15 protein-coding genes and 1 tRNA gene are annotated in these 16,597 nt (G+C 62.0%); 10 read left to right on the plus strand and 6 right to left on the minus strand.

Features of this window, described 5'->3' with window-relative positions; genetic code table 11:
* Positions 1-279: 279 nt before the first annotated feature.
* A tRNA-Ser gene (locus tag NIT7645_RS03120) sits at positions 280-369 on the minus strand.
* 264 nt (positions 370-633) lie between these two features.
* Here NIT7645_RS03120 and NIT7645_RS03125 point away from each other — a divergent pair.
* The 7 genes from NIT7645_RS03125 (at position 634) to NIT7645_RS03155 (ending at position 7,269) form a co-directional block, all read left to right on the plus strand.
* A complete protein-coding gene (locus NIT7645_RS03125; RefSeq protein WP_050686165.1) occupies positions 634-1,554 on the plus strand; it encodes an SPOR domain-containing protein in 921 nt (306 codons plus the stop codon).
* Between the two features lie 118 nt (positions 1,555-1,672).
* Complete coding sequence (locus NIT7645_RS03130) at positions 1,673-2,830, plus strand: D-alanyl-D-alanine carboxypeptidase family protein (protein WP_037302925.1); 1,158 nt, start codon at positions 1,673-1,675, stop codon at positions 2,828-2,830.
* Positions 2,827-3,510: a dTMP kinase gene (tmk, locus tag NIT7645_RS03135; RefSeq protein ID WP_008560009.1), complete on the plus strand. Its 684-nt coding sequence runs from the start codon at positions 2,827-2,829 to the stop codon at positions 3,508-3,510. Before NIT7645_RS03130 ends, tmk begins: the two co-directional genes overlap by 4 nt.
* Positions 3,507-4,628, plus strand: a complete 1,122-nt coding sequence (locus tag NIT7645_RS03140; protein ID WP_008561845.1) for a DNA polymerase III subunit delta' — start codon at positions 3,507-3,509, stop codon at positions 4,626-4,628. Before tmk ends, NIT7645_RS03140 begins: the two co-directional genes overlap by 4 nt.
* A 41-nt stretch (positions 4,629-4,669) precedes the next feature.
* A complete protein-coding gene (locus NIT7645_RS03145; RefSeq protein ID WP_050686169.1) occupies positions 4,670-5,491 on the plus strand; it encodes a TatD family hydrolase in 822 nt (273 codons plus the stop codon).
* Positions 5,491-6,288 (plus strand): MBL fold metallo-hydrolase, encoded by a 798-nt coding sequence (locus tag NIT7645_RS03150; protein WP_008560990.1) that lies wholly within the window; start codon positions 5,491-5,493, stop codon positions 6,286-6,288. The genes NIT7645_RS03145 and NIT7645_RS03150 overlap by 1 nt, the downstream gene beginning before the upstream one ends.
* A gap of 48 nt (positions 6,289-6,336) precedes the next feature.
* Positions 6,337-7,269, plus strand: coding sequence for an AEC family transporter (locus tag NIT7645_RS03155; protein ID WP_008562215.1), 933 nt, complete (start codon positions 6,337-6,339; stop codon positions 7,267-7,269).
* Positions 7,270-7,322: 53 nt separating this feature from the next.
* On the opposite strand, the gene NIT7645_RS03160 is transcribed toward NIT7645_RS03155, so the two are convergent.
* The 3 genes from NIT7645_RS03160 to NIT7645_RS03170 all read right to left on the minus strand — a co-directional run bounded on the left by NIT7645_RS03160 (position 7,323) and on the right by NIT7645_RS03170 (position 10,497).
* A complete protein-coding gene (locus NIT7645_RS03160) occupies positions 7,323-8,840 on the minus strand; it encodes a tripartite tricarboxylate transporter permease (RefSeq protein ID WP_050686170.1) in 1,518 nt (505 codons plus the stop codon).
* Position 8,841: 1 nt separating this feature from the next.
* Positions 8,842-9,336 (minus strand): tripartite tricarboxylate transporter TctB family protein, encoded by a 495-nt coding sequence (locus NIT7645_RS03165; RefSeq protein WP_008558826.1) that lies wholly within the window; start codon positions 9,334-9,336, stop codon positions 8,842-8,844.
* A 180-nt stretch (positions 9,337-9,516) separates the two neighbouring features.
* A complete protein-coding gene (locus NIT7645_RS03170; protein WP_008562658.1) occupies positions 9,517-10,497 on the minus strand; it encodes a tripartite tricarboxylate transporter substrate binding protein in 981 nt (326 codons plus the stop codon).
* Positions 10,498-10,628: 131 nt separating this feature from the next.
* Here NIT7645_RS03170 and NIT7645_RS03175 point away from each other — a divergent pair, with 131 nt between their 5' ends.
* Genes NIT7645_RS03175 through NIT7645_RS03185 form a run of 3 tightly spaced genes read left to right on the plus strand, consistent with a single transcriptional unit; the run spans position 10,629 to position 13,752 of the window.
* Positions 10,629-11,294, plus strand: coding sequence for a response regulator transcription factor (locus tag NIT7645_RS03175; protein WP_008560921.1), 666 nt, complete (start codon positions 10,629-10,631; stop codon positions 11,292-11,294).
* The gene (locus NIT7645_RS03180) at positions 11,291-12,706 is read left to right on the plus strand and encodes a sensor histidine kinase (RefSeq protein WP_008561225.1); all 1,416 of its coding nucleotides are present in this window, start codon (positions 11,291-11,293) and stop codon (positions 12,704-12,706) included. Before NIT7645_RS03175 ends, NIT7645_RS03180 begins: the two co-directional genes overlap by 4 nt.
* Positions 12,676-13,752 (plus strand): ABC transporter substrate-binding protein, encoded by a 1,077-nt coding sequence (locus tag NIT7645_RS03185; protein ID WP_008560881.1) that lies wholly within the window; start codon positions 12,676-12,678, stop codon positions 13,750-13,752. The genes NIT7645_RS03180 and NIT7645_RS03185 overlap by 31 nt, the downstream gene beginning before the upstream one ends.
* Before the next feature lie 9 nt (positions 13,753-13,761).
* On the opposite strand, the gene NIT7645_RS03190 is transcribed toward NIT7645_RS03185, so the two are convergent.
* Together NIT7645_RS03190 and NIT7645_RS03195 are read right to left on the minus strand one after the other, a co-directional pair.
* On the minus strand, positions 13,762-14,853 hold the full coding sequence (locus tag NIT7645_RS03190) for an ABC transporter ATP-binding protein (RefSeq protein ID WP_008561559.1): 1,092 nt from the start codon (positions 14,851-14,853) through the stop codon (positions 13,762-13,764).
* A gap of 30 nt (positions 14,854-14,883) precedes the next feature.
* The gene (locus NIT7645_RS03195) at positions 14,884-16,542 is read right to left on the minus strand and encodes an alpha-amylase family glycosyl hydrolase (RefSeq protein ID WP_008558984.1); all 1,659 of its coding nucleotides are present in this window, start codon (positions 16,540-16,542) and stop codon (positions 14,884-14,886) included.
* Between the last annotated feature and the right edge of the window lie 55 nt (positions 16,543-16,597).

The raw sequence follows: 16,597 nt of genomic DNA on the forward strand, positions 1-16,597 counted from the left end.
AGGGTGGGTCAAATCTCGGTGAAAATACCGGGTCAGTTCTCAGTGACAATCAACAGCCGGTTGCACGGATCAGCAAATCGCGGCGATCACCGGACACAAAAGCCTCACCATGGTTCAGAAGTACTCCAAAGGTGCGAGTCAAAAGCGCTTAGCGAAAGAGGCTCACAACCTTAGAGAACGAAACAAAAACGGATCGTGAACGTGGGAAATTTTTTGGGAAACCGCAGAAACACCCACTCGAAGTGATCGGCTAAACTGGCGGCCAACTGTTTGAAATGATGGCGGGGAGACAGGGATTCGAACCCTGGGAACGCTCTCACGTTCAACGGTTTTCAAGACCGCCGCATTCGACCACTCTGCCACCTCCCCGGTCGGGCGTGGTTTAGGGGCTTGCGCTGCGGCTGGCAAGAGGGAATTGACGCCACAGGCCTTTGGACGGCCATGACCATGGCCATCGGCTGCAATGACGCGGGGTTTCGTGTCACGTGGGCGTGATGGCCGAAAACTTGCCGAGGCCAGTGCCACAGGGTTTTCATGGCGCGGCGCGGCGGCTATGCTGCCCGCAGCAAAAGGGGCGCCGGAACAACCGGCAGGGACGCGGTCGCGTCCTGAGATACGGGCAAGGAAACAAACATGGTTCACGCTATGTCGACACGCAAACACGGTCCGCGCCTGGTGGCGGCGATGGCCGGTCTGATGCTTTTGGCCGCCTGTGAAGAGGGCGCCAATCTTTCGCTTCTGAAACCCAAGGAACAGCCCGCCGGTGCCGTAACCCCATCCTCCAGCACCCGTCTGGTGGAACGCGAAATCGAAGCGCCGGATGTGTTTCAGGTGACTGAGGCCGGTTTGTGGGATGGTCGCCCCTCTCTTGGCGGGGTCTGGGTGGCCCATCCCGATGCGCAAGACCCCGAACAGGTCATCATCCGCAATCAGGCCAACGGAAAATTCGTGATCGGCGCGCTGTTCAGGCGCGAACGGGAAATTCCGGGGCCGCGCTTGCAGGTGTCCTCTGATGCGGCTGAAGCGCTGGGAATGCTGGCGGGTGCCCCGGTCGAGCTGAACGTGACTGCGCTGCGCCGCGAGACCGTGCCCGAACCCACCCTGAGCGGTGACGCCATCGACCGCAGCGGCGAGGATATCGCCGTGACCGACCCCGACCAGATCGAGGCAACACCGCTAGACCCGATTGCGGGCGCCGCCGCCGCGATCGACGCCGCTGCAGAGCCCGCATCCCCCGTCGCCACCGCGCCTGTCGCAGCGACAGCAGCCGCACCTGCGGCAGCGGCCACCGATACCCGCGCCCTTGCAGCGGGTTCATCGCTGGAAAAACCCTATATCCAGATCGGCATCTTTAGCGTCGAGGCAAATGCCCGCCGCACCGCTGATCAGATGCGCAATGCAGGCCTGATCCCCACGGTGCTGGAGCAATCCAGCAACGGCAAACCCTTCTGGAGGGTGTTGGTCGGGCCCGCCCAAACGAAATCCGAACGCAGCCAGCTGCTGCGCAGCGTAAAGGACGTCGGGTTCTCTGACGCCTATGCGGTCACCAATTGACCCTTTGCGCCGCTGCCCTGACTGCCTCTTCAAAGACCCAAACCGGGAAGACTGATCCGTGAGCACCCCTGCGACCGCCCCCCGCTTCTCTGGCCTGTTTGCACAGGCCCTTACTGGCATGAAACTCGCTGTGGCGGCTGGCCTTTTGGTCAGCGTCTCTGCCCTATCGGCCGCCGCATTCGACACCCGCGCGCGCGCGGCCTATGTGCTGGACCAGGAGACCGACACTGTTTTGCTAAACAAGAACGGTGATCTGGCGCTCCCGCCTGCGTCCATGTCCAAGCTTATGACGCTGTATGTCGCGTTTGAGGCGATCCGCGACGGGCGTCTGACCCTTGATGAACGCCTGCCGGTGAGTGAACACGCCATGAGCTACAAGGGCTCGACCATGTTTCTCAACACGCAGGACCGGGTCCGCGTCGAGGATCTCTTGCGCGGCATCATCGTCCTGTCGGGCAATGATGCCTGTGTTGTCATCGCCGAGGCGCTGAGCCCTGATGGAACAGAGGCGGGATTTGCCCGCTACATGACCAAGCGCGCGCAAGAGATGGGGATGGAGAACTCTACCTTTGCCAATTCCAACGGCTGGCCTGCGGCCGGGCATCGGATGTCGGTTCAGGATCTGGCCATTCTGGCAGAACGGCTGATCGAGGATTTCCCTGAATACTATCCGCTGTTTGCCGAAAAGCGGTTTGAATTCGACGGGCGCGCGCCCTCCAACACGCGGAACCGGAACCCTCTTCTTGGGTTGGGGATCGGTGCGGACGGTCTGAAGACCGGGCACACATCAGAGGCGGGCTATGGTCTGGTTGGCTCGGCCAAACAGGGCGACCGCCGGGTGATCTTTGTCATTACCGGTCTCGACAGCACCAATGCGCGTGCAGAGGAGGCCGAGGCCATCGTTAACTGGTCGTTTCGCCAATTTGCCAAAAAAACGGTGGCTAAAGCGGGTGTTCCGGTCGCAGAAGCCGAGGTCTGGCGCGGCGCAGAGCCAACCGTAGGGCTGGTGCCTGCAGAGGATCTGAACATCCTGCTTCCCGCGCTTGCGGGCGATGATATCGCGGCAGAGGTTGTCTATACCGGGCCGATCGATGCGCCGATCACCAAGGGCCAGAAGCTGGCAGAGCTGGTCTTGCAACCCGATGAGTTGCCAGAGGTGCGCCTGCCGCTGGTGGCCGAGAAAGACATCCCCACCGGAGGCTTTCCGGTGCGGGTCAAGACCGCAGCCGAAGTGCTGGTCAAACAGTTCCTCAAAGGTCCAGAGGCCAGCCAGTGAGCGCAGAGACCTCGCAAGAGACACCCGCCACAGCACGGGGCGGTCTGTTCGTCACGTTTGAAGGCATCGACGGGTCCGGCAAGTCGACCCAATGCCGAATGCTTGCAGACACGCTGCGGGCACGGGGGCTGGATGTTGTCCTGACCCGCGAACCCGGAGGCTCGGACGGGGCAGAGGAAATCCGTCGTCTGGTGCTTGAGGGCGACCCGGATCGCTGGTCGGCAGAGACGGAGCTGTTGCTGTTTACTGCGGCGCGGCGCGATCATCTGGAACGGCGCATTCTGCCTGCTCTGGCCGCTGGTCAGGTGGTGGTCTGTGATCGTTTTGCCGACAGCACCCGCATGTATCAGGGCCTGTCGCGGGGGGATCTGCGCGCCAGCGTGGACCAGCTGCATCGCCTGATGATCGGCCATGAACCGGACCTGACCATTCTGATCGACATGGACCCGGCCAAGGGGCTGGCACGCGCAAAGGGCCGTCAGGGCAGCGAAGAGCGGTTCGAGGATTTTGGCCTGGATCTGCAACAGCGCATGCGCGCGGGCTTTCTGGCACTGGCGCAGGAATTTGCGAACCGGTTCCGGGTGATTGACGGCGACCGCCCGATGGATGTGGTGGCGCAGGATGTGCTGGATATTGTCGCCGCGGCTCTGCCCGAGCACGACGGGGATAGAGGCGCATGAGCAAGGATGAGCCCCCGCTGCGGGCCGATCAGACCCCTGGCGCCCCCCATCCCCGCGAGACGCTGCAGCTGTTCGGACAGGCGCAGGCAGAGCAGGATTTTCTGACCGCCTTCAACTCTGACCGGCTGCATCACGGCTGGCTGTTGACGGGGCCACAAGGCGTGGGCAAAGCCACGCTGGCCTGGCGGATTGCGGCCTTTTTGCTGTCACAGCCCCCGGCTGAGGATGCGGGGCTTTTCGGGGCCCCTCCCCCAGCCACCTCGCTGGATATCGGGATGGATCATCCGGTGATGCACCGCATTCAGGCACTGGCAGAGCCGGGGTTGGCGTCGATCACCCGCAGCGAAAACGACAAGGGCAAGCTGCGCGATCAGATCGTGGTGGATGACATCCGCGCGCTGAACAAATTCTTTGGCCTCTCGGCCACCGACGGCGGACGTCGGGTGGTGATTGTGGACGCGGCCGATGACATGAACATCAGTGCTGCAAACGCGCTGTTGAAGATGCTGGAGGAACCCCCTGCCCGCACAACCCTGCTGTTGGTGTCGCATCAGCCCTCGCGGCTGTTGCCGACGATCCGCTCGCGCTGTCGGCTGCTGCGCTTTGCGCCACTGGGGCCACAGGACATGCAGGCGGCACTCGCGCAGGCAGGCGCCGAGCTGCCGGAGCAGACCACCCATCTGGCAGCGCTGGCCAATGGGTCTGTCGGGGCAGCACTGCGCCTGCTGAACCTGGGCGGTCTGACGGCCTACAGCGATTTGATCCGCCTTCTGGACAGCATGCCGCGCATGGACCGGCAGCGCGCCATGGCATTGGCAGAGCAAGCTGCCGCACGCGGCGGCGCCGAAAAATTCGAGCTGTTGCTGACGCTGATCGATACGGCGCTGGCCCGGCTGGCGCGCACCGGGGCCACCGGACAGCCGCCAATGCCCGAAGCTGCCCCGCAGGAGGGCGCGATCCTGTCGCGTCTGTCCCCCACCCCCCACAAAGCCCGCGCCTGGGCAGATTTGGCGGCACAGGTCACAGCACGGATGCGTCATGGCCAGGCGGTGAACCTTGACCCCGCTGCGCTTGTTCTAGATACGGTTTTCAAGATGCAGGAAACTGCGGCGCGCTGATCCCTCGACGGATCCCCCGCAGCACGCGACAGAGAGCAGTTATGACCGAGACCCTTTCCCCGATGCCCCCGTCCATCACGGACAGTCATTGCCATCTGGATTTCCCCGATTTCGAGGGCGAGCTGGACGCGCTGATTGCGCGCGCGGCAGAGGCGGGCGTGACACGCATGGTCACAATCTGCACCAAACTGCGCAATGAACCGACCGTGCGCGCCATCGCCGAGGCCCACGCGCCGATCTTCTATGCCGCAGGCACCCACCCGATGAGCGCTGCTGACGAACCGATGGCAACCGTGGATGAGCTGGTGGCGCTGGCGCAGCATCCGAAATTCGTTGGCATCGGCGAGACCGGGCTGGATTACCACTATACCGCCGACAGCAAGGACGTGCAGAAGGAGTCGCTGCGCATCCATATCACCGCCGCGCGGGAAACCGGCCTGCCGCTGATCATTCATTCACGCGACGCCGATGATGATATGGCGTCAATCCTGCGCGATGAAATGGCCAAGGGCACCTATAGCTGTGTGATGCACTGTTTCTCCTCCTCGGCAGAGCTGGCACGTGCAGCGGTGGATCTGGGGTTTTACCTGTCGATGTCGGGCATCGCGGCCTTTCCCAAGAGCCAGGAACTACGCGACATCTTTGCCGCTGCCCCGATGGAGCGCATCCTGGTGGAAACCGACGCGCCCTATCTGGCGCCGCCGCCCTATCGCGGCAAGCGCAATGAGCCTTCCTATACGGCCCATACCGCCCGCGTCGGCGCAGAGGTGTTTGGTGTGGACTACGCCCAGTTTGCCGCCCAAACCCAGGCCAATTTCGACCGGTTGTTCTGGAAGGCTGCCAAATATGAGGCCGCTGCCTGATGGGGGCGCTGCGCTTTACCATTCTGGGCTGCGGCTCTTCTGGCGGGGTGCCGCGTCTAGGCGGCCATTGGGGAGACTGTGATCCGACCAATCCCCGCAATTTGCGGCGGCGCTGTTCCCTTTTGGTTGAACGCGACGGTCCAGACGGCACCACCACGGTGCTGATCGACACCACGCCTGACATGCGCAGCCAGTTGCTGGATACTGGCACCGGTCGGCTTGATGGTGTGGTCTATACCCATTCGCACGCCGACCACGTGCATGGCATCGATGACCTGCGCATGATCGTTTTCAACATGCGCGAACGGGTGCCGGTCTACGCCGACGGCGACACCCAGAACGCGCTCTTGTCGCGGTTCGGCTATGCCTTCATCCAGCCCGAAGGCTCCCCCTATCCGCCCATTCTGGACCTGCGCCAGATTGATGGCCCGCTGACCATCTCTGGCCCCGGCGGCGACATCACCCTGCGCCCCTTTGAGGTCAACCACGGCTCTATCGAGGCGCTGGGTTTCCGCATTGGCGATCTGGCCTATCTGCCGGATGTGGCAAAGATCCCCGACAGCGCGCTGGACGAGTTGCGCGACCTGGATTGCTGGATCATCGACGCGCTGCGCCGCAAGCCGCACCCGACGCACCTGTGCCTGGATGAGGCGCTGGAGTGGATCGAGCGCATGGCACCAAAGCGCGCGGTGCTGACCAATATGCACATCGATCTGGACTATGCTCAGGTCGCAGCCGAAACCCCCGATCATGTCGATCCCGCCTATGATGGCATGGTGATCGAATATCCGATCTGAGCCCACGCCAAACGCAATGACGGCTCTGCCCGACAGGAAGGCAACATCATGTTTCAGAGCCTGATTGATGTCATCCTGCCGGTCTTTCTGGTGATCGGTGCGGGTTACCTCGCCACACGGCGGGGGTATTTCCAGGCCGGCCACGTCGATGCGCTGATGAAGTTCACCCAGAGCTTTGCCATCCCGTGCCTGCTGTTTCGCGCCATCGCGACGCTGGATCTGTCAGCGAGCTTCGATCCCCGCCTGCTGATCAGTTTCTACACAGGCGCCGCGATCTGTTTCAGCCTGGGCATGATTGGCGCACGGCTGATTTTCCGCCGCGACTGGGAGGATTGCGTGGCGATTGGCTTTTGCTGCCTGTTCTCCAATTCGGTTCTGCTGGGCCTGCCGATCACCGAACGCGCCTATGGCGCAGACAATCTGACCGGCAACTATGCGATCATCGCATTCCATTCCCCGTTCTGCTACGGGCTGGGGATCACGGTGATGGAGATCGTGCGCAACAAGGGCGCGGGCGGTATCGCTACGGTGAAATCGGTGTTCAGTGCGATGTTCAAGAACGTGCTGATCCTTGGCATCGCATTGGGGTTTGTGGCGAACCTCTCAGGGCTGTGGATCCCGCAGGCGGTGGATGAGGCGCTGTCTCTGGTCATTCGCGCGGCGCTGCCGACTGCGCTGTTTGCGCTGGGGGGCGTGCTGGTGCAATACCGCCCCGAAGGCGACCTGCGCGCCATTGGATTTGTCTGTGCGATTTCATTGATGGTGCACCCTGCGCTGGTCTGGAGCATGGGCACAGCGCTCAAGGTGCAACCGGATCTGTTCCGCTCTGCCGTGCTGAATGCCGCGATGGCGCCGGGGTTCAATGCCTATATCTTTGCCAATATGTATGGCCGCGCTAAGCGGGTGGCGGCCTCTTCCGTGCTGATTGCCACCGGATCGTGCATCCTGACCGTCTGGCTGTGGCTGCTGATCCTGGGGTAGGTGCAAAAATGGGCGCCGCAGCGCCCATTCTTACCCTGTGATATCAACGGCGATCAGTCGCCATCAGCAACCCCCGCCTGACGCAGCCGCGCCCGGCGCGCCCGGTAAGCTGGCAAAAGCACCAAGAGCACCGCAAAGCCCAGTAGACCGATGGTCATCGGGCGTTCCAGCAGGAAACCGAAGCCATCATAGATCTGCATCGAACGGGAGAAGTTGTCCTCCAGCATCGATCCCAGAATGAAGCCGATCAGCAAAGGGGCCAGCGGATAGTCGGCAAAGCGCAGCAGCGTCGCGCAGACCCCCAGACCGACAAGGATCAACAACTCTGTCGCGTTGTTCTGGCCGATATAGGCCCCCATCAGCGTAAAGAAGAAGATGAACGGGATCAGGTAGTTGCGCGGAACGGCCAGCACCTTGGCGATATAGGGGATCAGCGGCAGGTTCAGGATCAGCAGGATCAGGTTGCCCACATACATGGAGATAATGACGGCCCAGAAGATCTGTGGCTCATCCACCATCAGTCTTGGACCGGGCGAGACGTTGAGCGCAATCAGCGCCCCCAACAGGATCGCGGTGGTGCCGGAACCGGGGATCCCCAATGTCAGAAGTGGCACAAAGGAACCAGTGCAAGCTGCGTTATTGGCGCTTTCGGGCGCGGCAAGGCCTTTGACAGAGCCCTTGCCGAATTGATCCTGCTCTTCCTTCGGGGCGATGTTGCGTTCAACCGCATAGCCAAGGAAGGACGCGATGGTGGCCCCCGCCCCCGGCAGCACGCCAATCAGGAAGCCCTGGATCGACTGACGGCCAATCACCGGCGCGATGGATTTTGCCTCAGCTTTCGTGATGCGCAGATCCTTGATCTCGCTGCTGCCCCCTTCGGTTTTGGAGCGGCTGGGATCCAGCACCAGATACAGCGCCTCTGGCAAGGCAAACATCGCCATCGCCAGGGTGATGAAGCCAAAGCCCGACTGCAGATCCATGATGCCCATCGTGAAACGCGGCATGTTGAACAGCGCGCCTTCACCCACTGTCGCCATGATGAGGCCAAGAACCGTCATCAATAGCGCCTTCACCACCTGACCGGTGCCTGCAAAGGCCGCGATGGCAGAAAGCCCCACCACCATCAGGGCAAAATACTCGGCCGAATGGAACAGCAGTGCCACACTGGCAAGTGCGGGTGCAAAGATCATCAAGAGCACCGCACCGATGCTGCCGCCGCAAAAGGACGAGATCGCCGCAACCGTCAGCGCCTTGCCCGCCTTGCCCTGCCGCGCCAGAGGGTAGCCATCAAATGAGGTCGCCACGGTCGAGGCCACGCCCGGCGCATTGATCAGGATCGAGGAGGTCGAGCCGCCGAAGATCGCACCATAATAGACCCCCGCCAACAGGATCAGCGCCGCCGATGGATCACCGATGGAGATCGCGACCGGGATCATGATGGAGATGATGCTCATCGGGCCAAGACCCGGAAGCATGCCGATGAAGGTGCCAATGAGGCAGCCGCCAATCACCATCAGAAGATTGCTCAGGGAAAAGGCCGTGCTGAGGCCAATCAGAATTCCGTCCAGCATCTCAGACTCCGTTTCCAAGGAACAGCGGCAGCGGCCGCAGGTAGATGCCAAGGACGCCCTGCACCAAATACCAGACCACGCCGGCGGCGACCATTGCGATGGGGATCAGGATATGCAGCTTGCGCTCTCCCAGGATCATCGAGCTGATAACCAGAAAGCCCACGGTCGAGATCAGGAACCCGGCAGGACGCAGCAGCAGCGCATATAGCACCATCATCCCCAAGAGCGCCGCGGCCTGACCGATCTTGTAGTCCAGCAGACGGCGGTAATCGATGTCACCGACCTTGGGGCCATCGGTATCCTTGCCGGGAGAGACAAGAATGATGAGCGCGCAGAGGATGGCCAGAACAGAGAGCCCTTTGGGAAAGGTGCTGGGCCAGATGGCGTTGAATTTCATGAACGGAGGCAAGCCGTCATCCATGGTGAAAAAGGCCGTGTAGCCATAGACGAGACTGATCATCAGGATGACCAGTGCAATCCATCGGTCGAGCGCCATTGGGCTCCTCCCTTCCGGTCGATTGAAAATGCAGATCGTGGCCCTGCCGCTTGGGCCGGAACAGATGCCTCCCGCATCACACCGGGCGCAGGTATCGGTGGGGGGCTCTGGTTATTGGGCTGGCGGGCAGGTGAAGATGCGCGACCGGTTGTGCCCTCCGGTCGCGCGGCAGGTCAGGCTTTAGAGAAAGCCCAGCTCCTGCATCAGGCCGCGGATCACCTCTTCCTGACCTTCCAGGAATTTGACGAAGTCATCGCCGCTGTTGTGAATGTTCACCCAACCATTGCGGGCGCGGACCTCTTCCCATTCGGGGGTGTCATACATCTTGGCCAGCGCAGCGCGGTAGGCTTCCACTTTTTCCTCCGGCAGGCCGGGGGCGCCAAAGAACCCGCGCCAGTTCACGAAGGTCGCGTCGATCCCCTGTTCTTTCATGGTCGGAGCATCGGCATAAGCGGGAACCCGTTCGTCGGCGGTGACGCCGATGATTTTCACTTCGCCTGCGTTGGCGAGATCAATCGCCTCGGAAAAGCCCGTGGAAAGGGCCGCGATTTCGCCGGACAGCAGCGCCGCCATAGCCACGCCACCCGCATCATAGGGGATGTATTTCACTGCTGTCGGCTCTTCGCCTGCAGCCTTCATCACCATGGCTGCAACGAGGTGATCCATGCCGCCCGGAACCGAGCCACCGCCGATGGCTGTCTTACGCGGCTCTGCCTGATAGGCGGCGATCAGATCCGACATGGAATTGATCGGGCTGTCCTTGCCCACGACAATTGCAGCGTAGTCACCAATCGTACCGGCCACCATGGTGAGATCACGGAAGTTGTGCGGGAACACGCCCGTCAGCGAGCGGATCACGATCGGGGTGGAGTTCACCATCAGCGTGCCGTGGTTGCTCTCGGCGTTTTCGATCAGATAGCCGATCGCCTTGCCGCCGCCACCGCCGGACATGTTTTCATAGGACGCATTGCCAACGAGACCTGCCTTGGTCAGCGCCTCTCCGGTGCCGCGCGCGGTGCCGTCCCAGCCGCCACCTGCGCCGCCGGGGATCAGAAAGTGGATGCTGTCCACCATCTCATCCGCAGCCACCGGGGCAGCAAAAGCCAGCGTCGTCGCGGCGGTCGCGGCCATCAGCGCGCGCCGGGTCAGGGTCATTTTCATCTTTGTCTCCTCCCATTTGACAAATGGCGGCTTGGCCGCTCATGACTGAAAGGGACCACGCGAAGCTGACACAAACCTGTCACCAGCCAAAGTGGTTGGCATTTTATCGACCCGAACCGGAACACAGCGACATGCGTTTTCTGCTGGTAGAAGACAACCTCAGCCTTGCCGCCGCAGTGGAGGACCGCCTGCGGATGGATGGCCATGTTGTGGACCATGCCCCGGATATTTCGGTCGCGGATGACTATGCGGCAACGGCCGATTACGATCTGATTTTGTTGGATATTATGCTGCCAGATGGTGACGGTCGTGATTTTCTGAAGGCCCATCGCAACCGCCAGGGAACCACCCCCGTGATCGTCCTGACCGCCCGATCCGAGGTGTCGGACCGCGTGGGTGTTTTGGATCTGGGGGCCGATGACTACATCACCAAACCCTTTGATTTTTCCGAGTTGGAGGCGCGCTGCCGCGCCGTGCTGCGCCGCCACGGAGGCGGCAGTTCCAACCAGAAACGATTCGGATCCGTGGTCTTTGACCCGATGGCCGGAACGCTGAACATCGGCGAAAAAACCGTTTCCCTGCGCAACAAGGAACTGCGGCTTCTGGAAATTTTCATCAACGCGCCGGATCGGATCTTTTCCAAATCAAAGCTGGTTGACCGGCTGTTTTCCTATGAAGAGGACGTCTCCGAAAACGCGATTGAGGTCTATGTGGGACGGCTGCGAAAACATCTGGCAGGCTCTGACGTGGAGATCACCACCGTGCGCGGGCTGGGCTACCGGATGTCGCTTGCATGAGCCGTGGCCTGCCCACCAGCGGGTCCATCCGGCGGCGGTTGACGCTGCAACTGGTGGGCAGTGCGGCGTTTCTGGCGTCGCTGCTGTTTGTTATCGTGCTGAGCTTTACCCGAGACGTTTCGCAGCAGACCCATGACAGCATCCTTGCGGCCTCTGCCACCTCGATCATGGATTCGGTCTCGGTGCGGTCCGGCGAGGTGTCGGTGGACATTCCCTATGCCGCGCTCTCCATGCTGGGCAATGTCAGCAATGACCGGGTGTTCTACCGTATCGCACAGGATGACAGCGTGCTGACGGGATATGCGGATCTGCCGCTGCCGGATGGTGCACCACCGCGGGGCCAGCCGCGATTTGATACCCTGCACTACAAGGGTGACAGCATTCGCATGGTCACATTGGCGCGGCGGGTGTCGCTGAATGGTCAGGTCTCTGATGTGGTGATTTCCGTCGCCCAGACCCGCGAGGGGCAAGCCGCGCAGCTGGCGGAGCTGACCCGCAATGCGCTGCAACTGGGGCTCGGGTTTTTCATGATCGCGGCCTTTCTTGCAATCTGGGCTGCGCAGTCCAGCATCCGCCCCCTGGCAGAATTAGCCGAGGCCGTGTCGCGCCGGGGCCCCAAAGACCTGCGCCCGGTGCGCCGCCCGGTGCCGTCCGAAATGATCCCGCTGGTCACATCGCTCAACCGCTTTATTGAACGGCTGCGGGTGTCCCTGTCGCGGTCCGAAGATTTCATCGCCGAAGCCGCCCACCGGGTGCGCACGCCGCTGGCCACGGTGCGCACGCAGGCAGAGATCACGCTGCGGCGGGTAGAGCGGGACGAAAACCGCGCCTCTTTGCGTGAAATGATCCGCGCCATCGACGAAAGCTCCCGCGCGGCGGGGCAGCTATTGGATCATGCGATGGTGACCTTTCGCACCGACAGTCTCTTGCGGGAAGAGGTGGATCTGGGGGCGCTGTCGCGCGAGTTGCTGAACCGGCTGCGCCCGATTGCAGAGCTGAAGGATATTGCGCTGCATTCCGACCTGCCGCAGACGCCGCCCCTGTCGGGTGATCCAATCCTGATCCAGAACGCGGTGCGCAACCTGTTGGACAATGCGATCAAATATGCGCCGTCCGAAAGCGACATTCAGGTGATCCTGCGCAAGGAGGGGGCAGAGCTGCGGCTGAGCATCATTGACGAGGCGGGCGGGTTTCCCAGCGGTGACACGAACGCGCTGACCGCACGGTTTGCGCGGGGCGCCAATGCCGAGGGGACGATTGGCTCGGGCCTTGGTCTTACCATTGCGCGCGAAGTCGTGGAGGCCCACGGCGGACGCCTGACCATCGCGCCGAGCCAAGCCACCAGCGGCCCGCCTGCCGCATCCCCAAGACGAGAGGGTTCATGCGTTTCCTTGTGTTTTCCAATGTCCTGACAGCTGCTTTGCGGGTGTTCAGCCTGTTCTGCCTTGCGGTCATTCTCGGGGGGCCAGCGCAGGCGTTCGAGATCGAGGACCAGCGCCGCTTTGGCCCCGCTGCCGGTGCTGCTGGCGCTGATGTCCTACGAGTGCTGTCCACCACCGACACCGATCTTCTGGCACCGCTGATCGAGAGTTTTCTGCGCAGCCGCCCCACGGTGGTGGTGGATTATGTCACCGTCAGCAGTTCAGAATTGATGCGCGCCGTGGTGGAGGACGACGCGGCGTTCGACCTGGCTGTTTCCTCGGCGCTGGATCTGCAGACCAAGCTGGCCAATGACGGCTACACCCGCGCACATTCCCCCGCGGGGCGATTGCGCATCCCGGACTGGGCGGTCTGGCGCGACCACGTCTTTGCCTTCTCGCAGGAGCCCGCATCCATCGTGCTGTCGCCTGCCGCCTTTGAGGGGTTGGAGATGCCGCGCAGCCGTCAGGCACTGATGTCCCTGTTGCGCCGCTACCCCAATCGGTTCCGGGGGCGCATCGGCACCTATGATGTCGAAACCAGCGGGCTGGGTTATCTGTTTGCAACACAGGATCTGCGCACCTCCGAAAGTTTCTGGCGGATGATGGAGATTTTCGGCAGCCTCGATCTGCGGCTTTATTGCTGTTCCGGAGAGATGATCGAGGCGGTCGCACGGGGCGAATTGGCCATCGCCTACAATGTGCTTGGCAGCTATGCGCGGGCACGGGTGGATCTGGCCGACCGCATCGAGATCGTGGATCCGCAGGACTACACCAATATGATGCTGCGCACCGCTGTCGTGTTGAAAGGCGCAGACCGCCCGGATCTGGCAGGCGCCTTTATCGATCACCTGTTGCGGGCGGCCTGGGGGAACCAGCGCGATCCGGCCTACCCCTTTCCCCGCTACGCAACGGCAGAAACCAGCCCCACCGCCGCGCTGCGCCCGATCCAGATGGGACCGGGGCTTTTGGTGTTTCTGGATCGCCTGAAACGCGCCCGGTTCCTCGAGGAATGGCGCAGCACCGTTTTGCAGAAGTAGCGCAGACGCTTAGCGATAGAGCAGCGACTGGCCGTTGTGAAAGAGATGCAGCTTGGCCGGATCGGCGTAGAGCCGCACAGAGGTGCCGCGCAGCCCCTTGTGAATGCCAGGCAGCTTCGCAATCAGCGGATCCTTCCCCTCGCCCGCCGCGATGTAAAGCACGGTGACTTCGCCCAGGGCCTCCACGATATCAACGCGGCTGTCGATCAGTGCGCCACCGCTGCCCTCTTCCACCAGATCCTCGGGCCGCACCCCGACATTCACGGCAAGCCCCTGATCGGCCTCGGTGGTCGGGATCTCTGCCACGACCTCTTCCCCACTGCTGAGCCGAACGGTGGTGTGTTGACCGGTGGCGATCACTGTGCCGGCAATGAGGTTCATGGCCGGAGAGCCAATGAACTGGGCGACAAATTCGTTTTCCGGTCTCTCGTAGAGCTCAAGTGGCGTGCCGACCTGCGCGATACCCTTGTTGGCGAGAACCACAATCCGGCTGGCCAGGGTCATTGCCTCCACCTGATCGTGGGTCACATAAATCATGGTGCTGTCCGGCATTGCCTCTTTCAGCTGGGCAATCTCGATCCGGGTGGCGACTCGCAGGGCCGCGTCCAGATTGGAGAGCGGCTCATCAAAAAGATAGACCTTGGGATCGCGCACGATGGACCGGCCAATGGCAACCCGCTGCCGCTGCCCACCCGACAGCGCCTTGGGCAGGCGATCCAGATAGGGTTCCAGCTGCAGGATCTTGGCCGCACGGTCGATGGCGGCGTCGATCTCGTCCTTGCTTTTCTTCGCAATCTTCAGCGCAAAGGCCATGTTGTCGCGCACCGTCATATGCGGATAAAGCGCGTAGGACTGGAACACCATCGCAATGCCCCGCTGGGCGGGCGGGATGTCATTCATCACCGCATCATCGATTTCCAGCGTGCCACCGCTGATCCGTTCCAGCCCCGCGATCATCCGCAACAAGGTGGATTTGCCGCAGCCAGAGGGGCCGACAAATACAATCAGCTCCCCCTGTTTGATATCGAGGTTGATATCTTTCAGGACTTCGACGCCGCCCCCGTAGGTTTTGGCCACATTGGTCAATTTCAGGTTTGCCATCTACTGGTCCCTCCCCTGCTCGTGTTTCTGTCAGCCCCGCACCGCAAGGCAGGCCTGCCAAGGTGCCAGAACAACCCGCGCGCCGCCTGTCGGCAGATCGGCGAGGGCGATGTCGGTGTTGGGCTTTTGCCAGTTGCCTTCCGGCAGGGTGATCTCTGCCTCGGTATCCCCCAGATTGAAGGCGCAAAAGATCACCTCGTCGCGGTCCTGACGGGTGAAGAAGGCGACATTGCCCTCTGCCCGCAGCTGATCATGGGTGCCTACCGCCAATGCCGGATGTGCCTTGCGCAGCGCGATGGCGCGGCGATAGTGGTGCAGCATCGCCTCTGGATCGGCCTCTTGGCTGGCCACGCTCAGGGCCAGATGTTCGGGCGAGACCGGCAGCCACGGCTTGCCCTCAGTAAAGCCGCCGGTGCTGTTTGATGGCTCCCAGACCATCGGTGTGCGGCAACCGTCCCGCCCCTTGAATTCGGGCCAGAACTCAATGCCATAGGGATCCTGAAGGTCTTCAAAGGCGATGTCCGCCTCGGGCAGCCCCAGTTCCTCGCCCTGATAGATGCAGGTGGTGCCGCGCAGGCACATCATCATGGTGGTGAACAAACGTTGTGCCGCCGGGTTGAGCCCCCAGCGGCTGCTGTGGCGGATCACATCGTGGTTGGAAAACGCCCAGCAAGCCCAGCCATTGGCGGCAACGCGGTCCACCTCTGCAAAGACTTCGGCCAGACGGGAGGCGGTCAGCACGTCCTTGGCCAGAAGCTCAAAGGCATAACACATGTGAACGCCGCTGTTGCCTGCCGTGTAGCTGCCCATGATCTCCAGACCGCGCTGCGCATCGCCCACTTCGCCCACGGCGGCCTTGGCGGGGTATTCATCCAGAAGCGCGCGGAACCGGCCCAAAAACGCCAGGTTTTCCGGCTGGTTCTTGGAATAGAGATGTTCCTGATGATTATAGGGGTTCACCGAAGGCGCGATGGTGGCGTTGCGCTGTTCCGGCGGCAGGGCCGGGTTGGAGCGCAGCTCTGCGTCGTGGAAGTAAAAGTTGATGGTATCCAGACGGAAGCCATCGACGCCGCGCTCCAGCCAGAAGCGGGTCACATCCAACAGCGCGTCCTGCACCGCAGGGCAGTGAAAATTCAGATCCGGCTGTGAGACCAGGAAGTTGTGCAGATAATACTGCTCGCGCCGAGGATCCCATTGCCAGGCAGAGCCACCAAAGATCGACAGCCAGTTGTTGGGCGGCGTGCCATCTGGTTGCGGATCGGCCCAGACGTACCAATCGGCGCGGGGATTGTCGCGGCTCTGACGGCTTTCGCCAAACCAGGCGTGCTGGTCAGAGGTGTGCGACAGGACCAGGTCGATCATCACCCGAAGCCCCAAACCATGGGCGGTTGCGACCAGCTGGTCAAAGTCGGACAGGCTGCCAAACATCGGATCGACGTCGCAGTAATCCGAGACGTCATAGCCGAAATCCTTCATCGGGGAGGTGAAGAAGGGAGAGATCCAGATCGCATCGACCCCAAGCGAGGCGATATGCGGCAGGCGCTGGGTGATCCCTTTCAGATCACCGATGCCGTCGCCATTGCTGTCCTGATAGCTGCGCGGGTAGATCTGGTAGATCACCGCACCGCGCCACCAATCGGGGTCAGCGGCGAGAACCTGGGCCGGGTCGAGTTGAGCTTGAGCGTTCATGTCAGCTGTTTCCATAGTCTTAGAGTAAGGGGCAGTGCCGGTCTCATCCGGCCTG

It is taken from the genome of Phaeobacter italicus, from assembly GCF_001258055.1.
Taxonomy (GTDB): domain Bacteria; phylum Pseudomonadota; class Alphaproteobacteria; order Rhodobacterales; family Rhodobacteraceae; genus Phaeobacter; species Phaeobacter italicus.

Coding starts and splice junctions, on each gene's coding strand:
- NIT7645_RS03140 (WP_008561845.1), top strand. CDS start 3,507: ATGAGCAAGGATGAGCCCCCGCTGCGGGCCGATCAGACCCCTGGCGCC.
- NIT7645_RS03160 (WP_050686170.1), bottom strand. CDS start 8,840: ATGCTGGACGGAATTCTGATTGGCCTCAGCACGGCCTTTTCCCTGAGC.
- NIT7645_RS03180 (WP_008561225.1), top strand. CDS start 11,291: ATGAGCCGTGGCCTGCCCACCAGCGGGTCCATCCGGCGGCGGTTGACG.
- NIT7645_RS03185 (WP_008560881.1), top strand. CDS start 12,676: ATGCGTTTCCTTGTGTTTTCCAATGTCCTGACAGCTGCTTTGCGGGTG.
- NIT7645_RS03130 (WP_037302925.1), top strand. CDS start 1,673: ATGAAACTCGCTGTGGCGGCTGGCCTTTTGGTCAGCGTCTCTGCCCTA.
- NIT7645_RS03170 (WP_008562658.1), bottom strand. CDS start 10,497: ATGAAAATGACCCTGACCCGGCGCGCGCTGATGGCCGCGACCGCCGCG.
- NIT7645_RS03145 (WP_050686169.1), top strand. CDS start 4,670: ATGACCGAGACCCTTTCCCCGATGCCCCCGTCCATCACGGACAGTCAT.
- NIT7645_RS03125 (WP_050686165.1), top strand. CDS start 634: ATGGTTCACGCTATGTCGACACGCAAACACGGTCCGCGCCTGGTGGCG.
- NIT7645_RS03150 (WP_008560990.1), top strand. CDS start 5,491: ATGGGGGCGCTGCGCTTTACCATTCTGGGCTGCGGCTCTTCTGGCGGG.
- NIT7645_RS03155 (WP_008562215.1), top strand. CDS start 6,337: ATGTTTCAGAGCCTGATTGATGTCATCCTGCCGGTCTTTCTGGTGATC.
- NIT7645_RS03165 (WP_008558826.1), bottom strand. CDS start 9,336: ATGGCGCTCGACCGATGGATTGCACTGGTCATCCTGATGATCAGTCTC.
- NIT7645_RS03195 (WP_008558984.1), bottom strand. CDS start 16,542: ATGAACGCTCAAGCTCAACTCGACCCGGCCCAGGTTCTCGCCGCTGAC.
- NIT7645_RS03190 (WP_008561559.1), bottom strand. CDS start 14,853: ATGGCAAACCTGAAATTGACCAATGTGGCCAAAACCTACGGGGGCGGC.
- NIT7645_RS03175 (WP_008560921.1), top strand. CDS start 10,629: ATGCGTTTTCTGCTGGTAGAAGACAACCTCAGCCTTGCCGCCGCAGTG.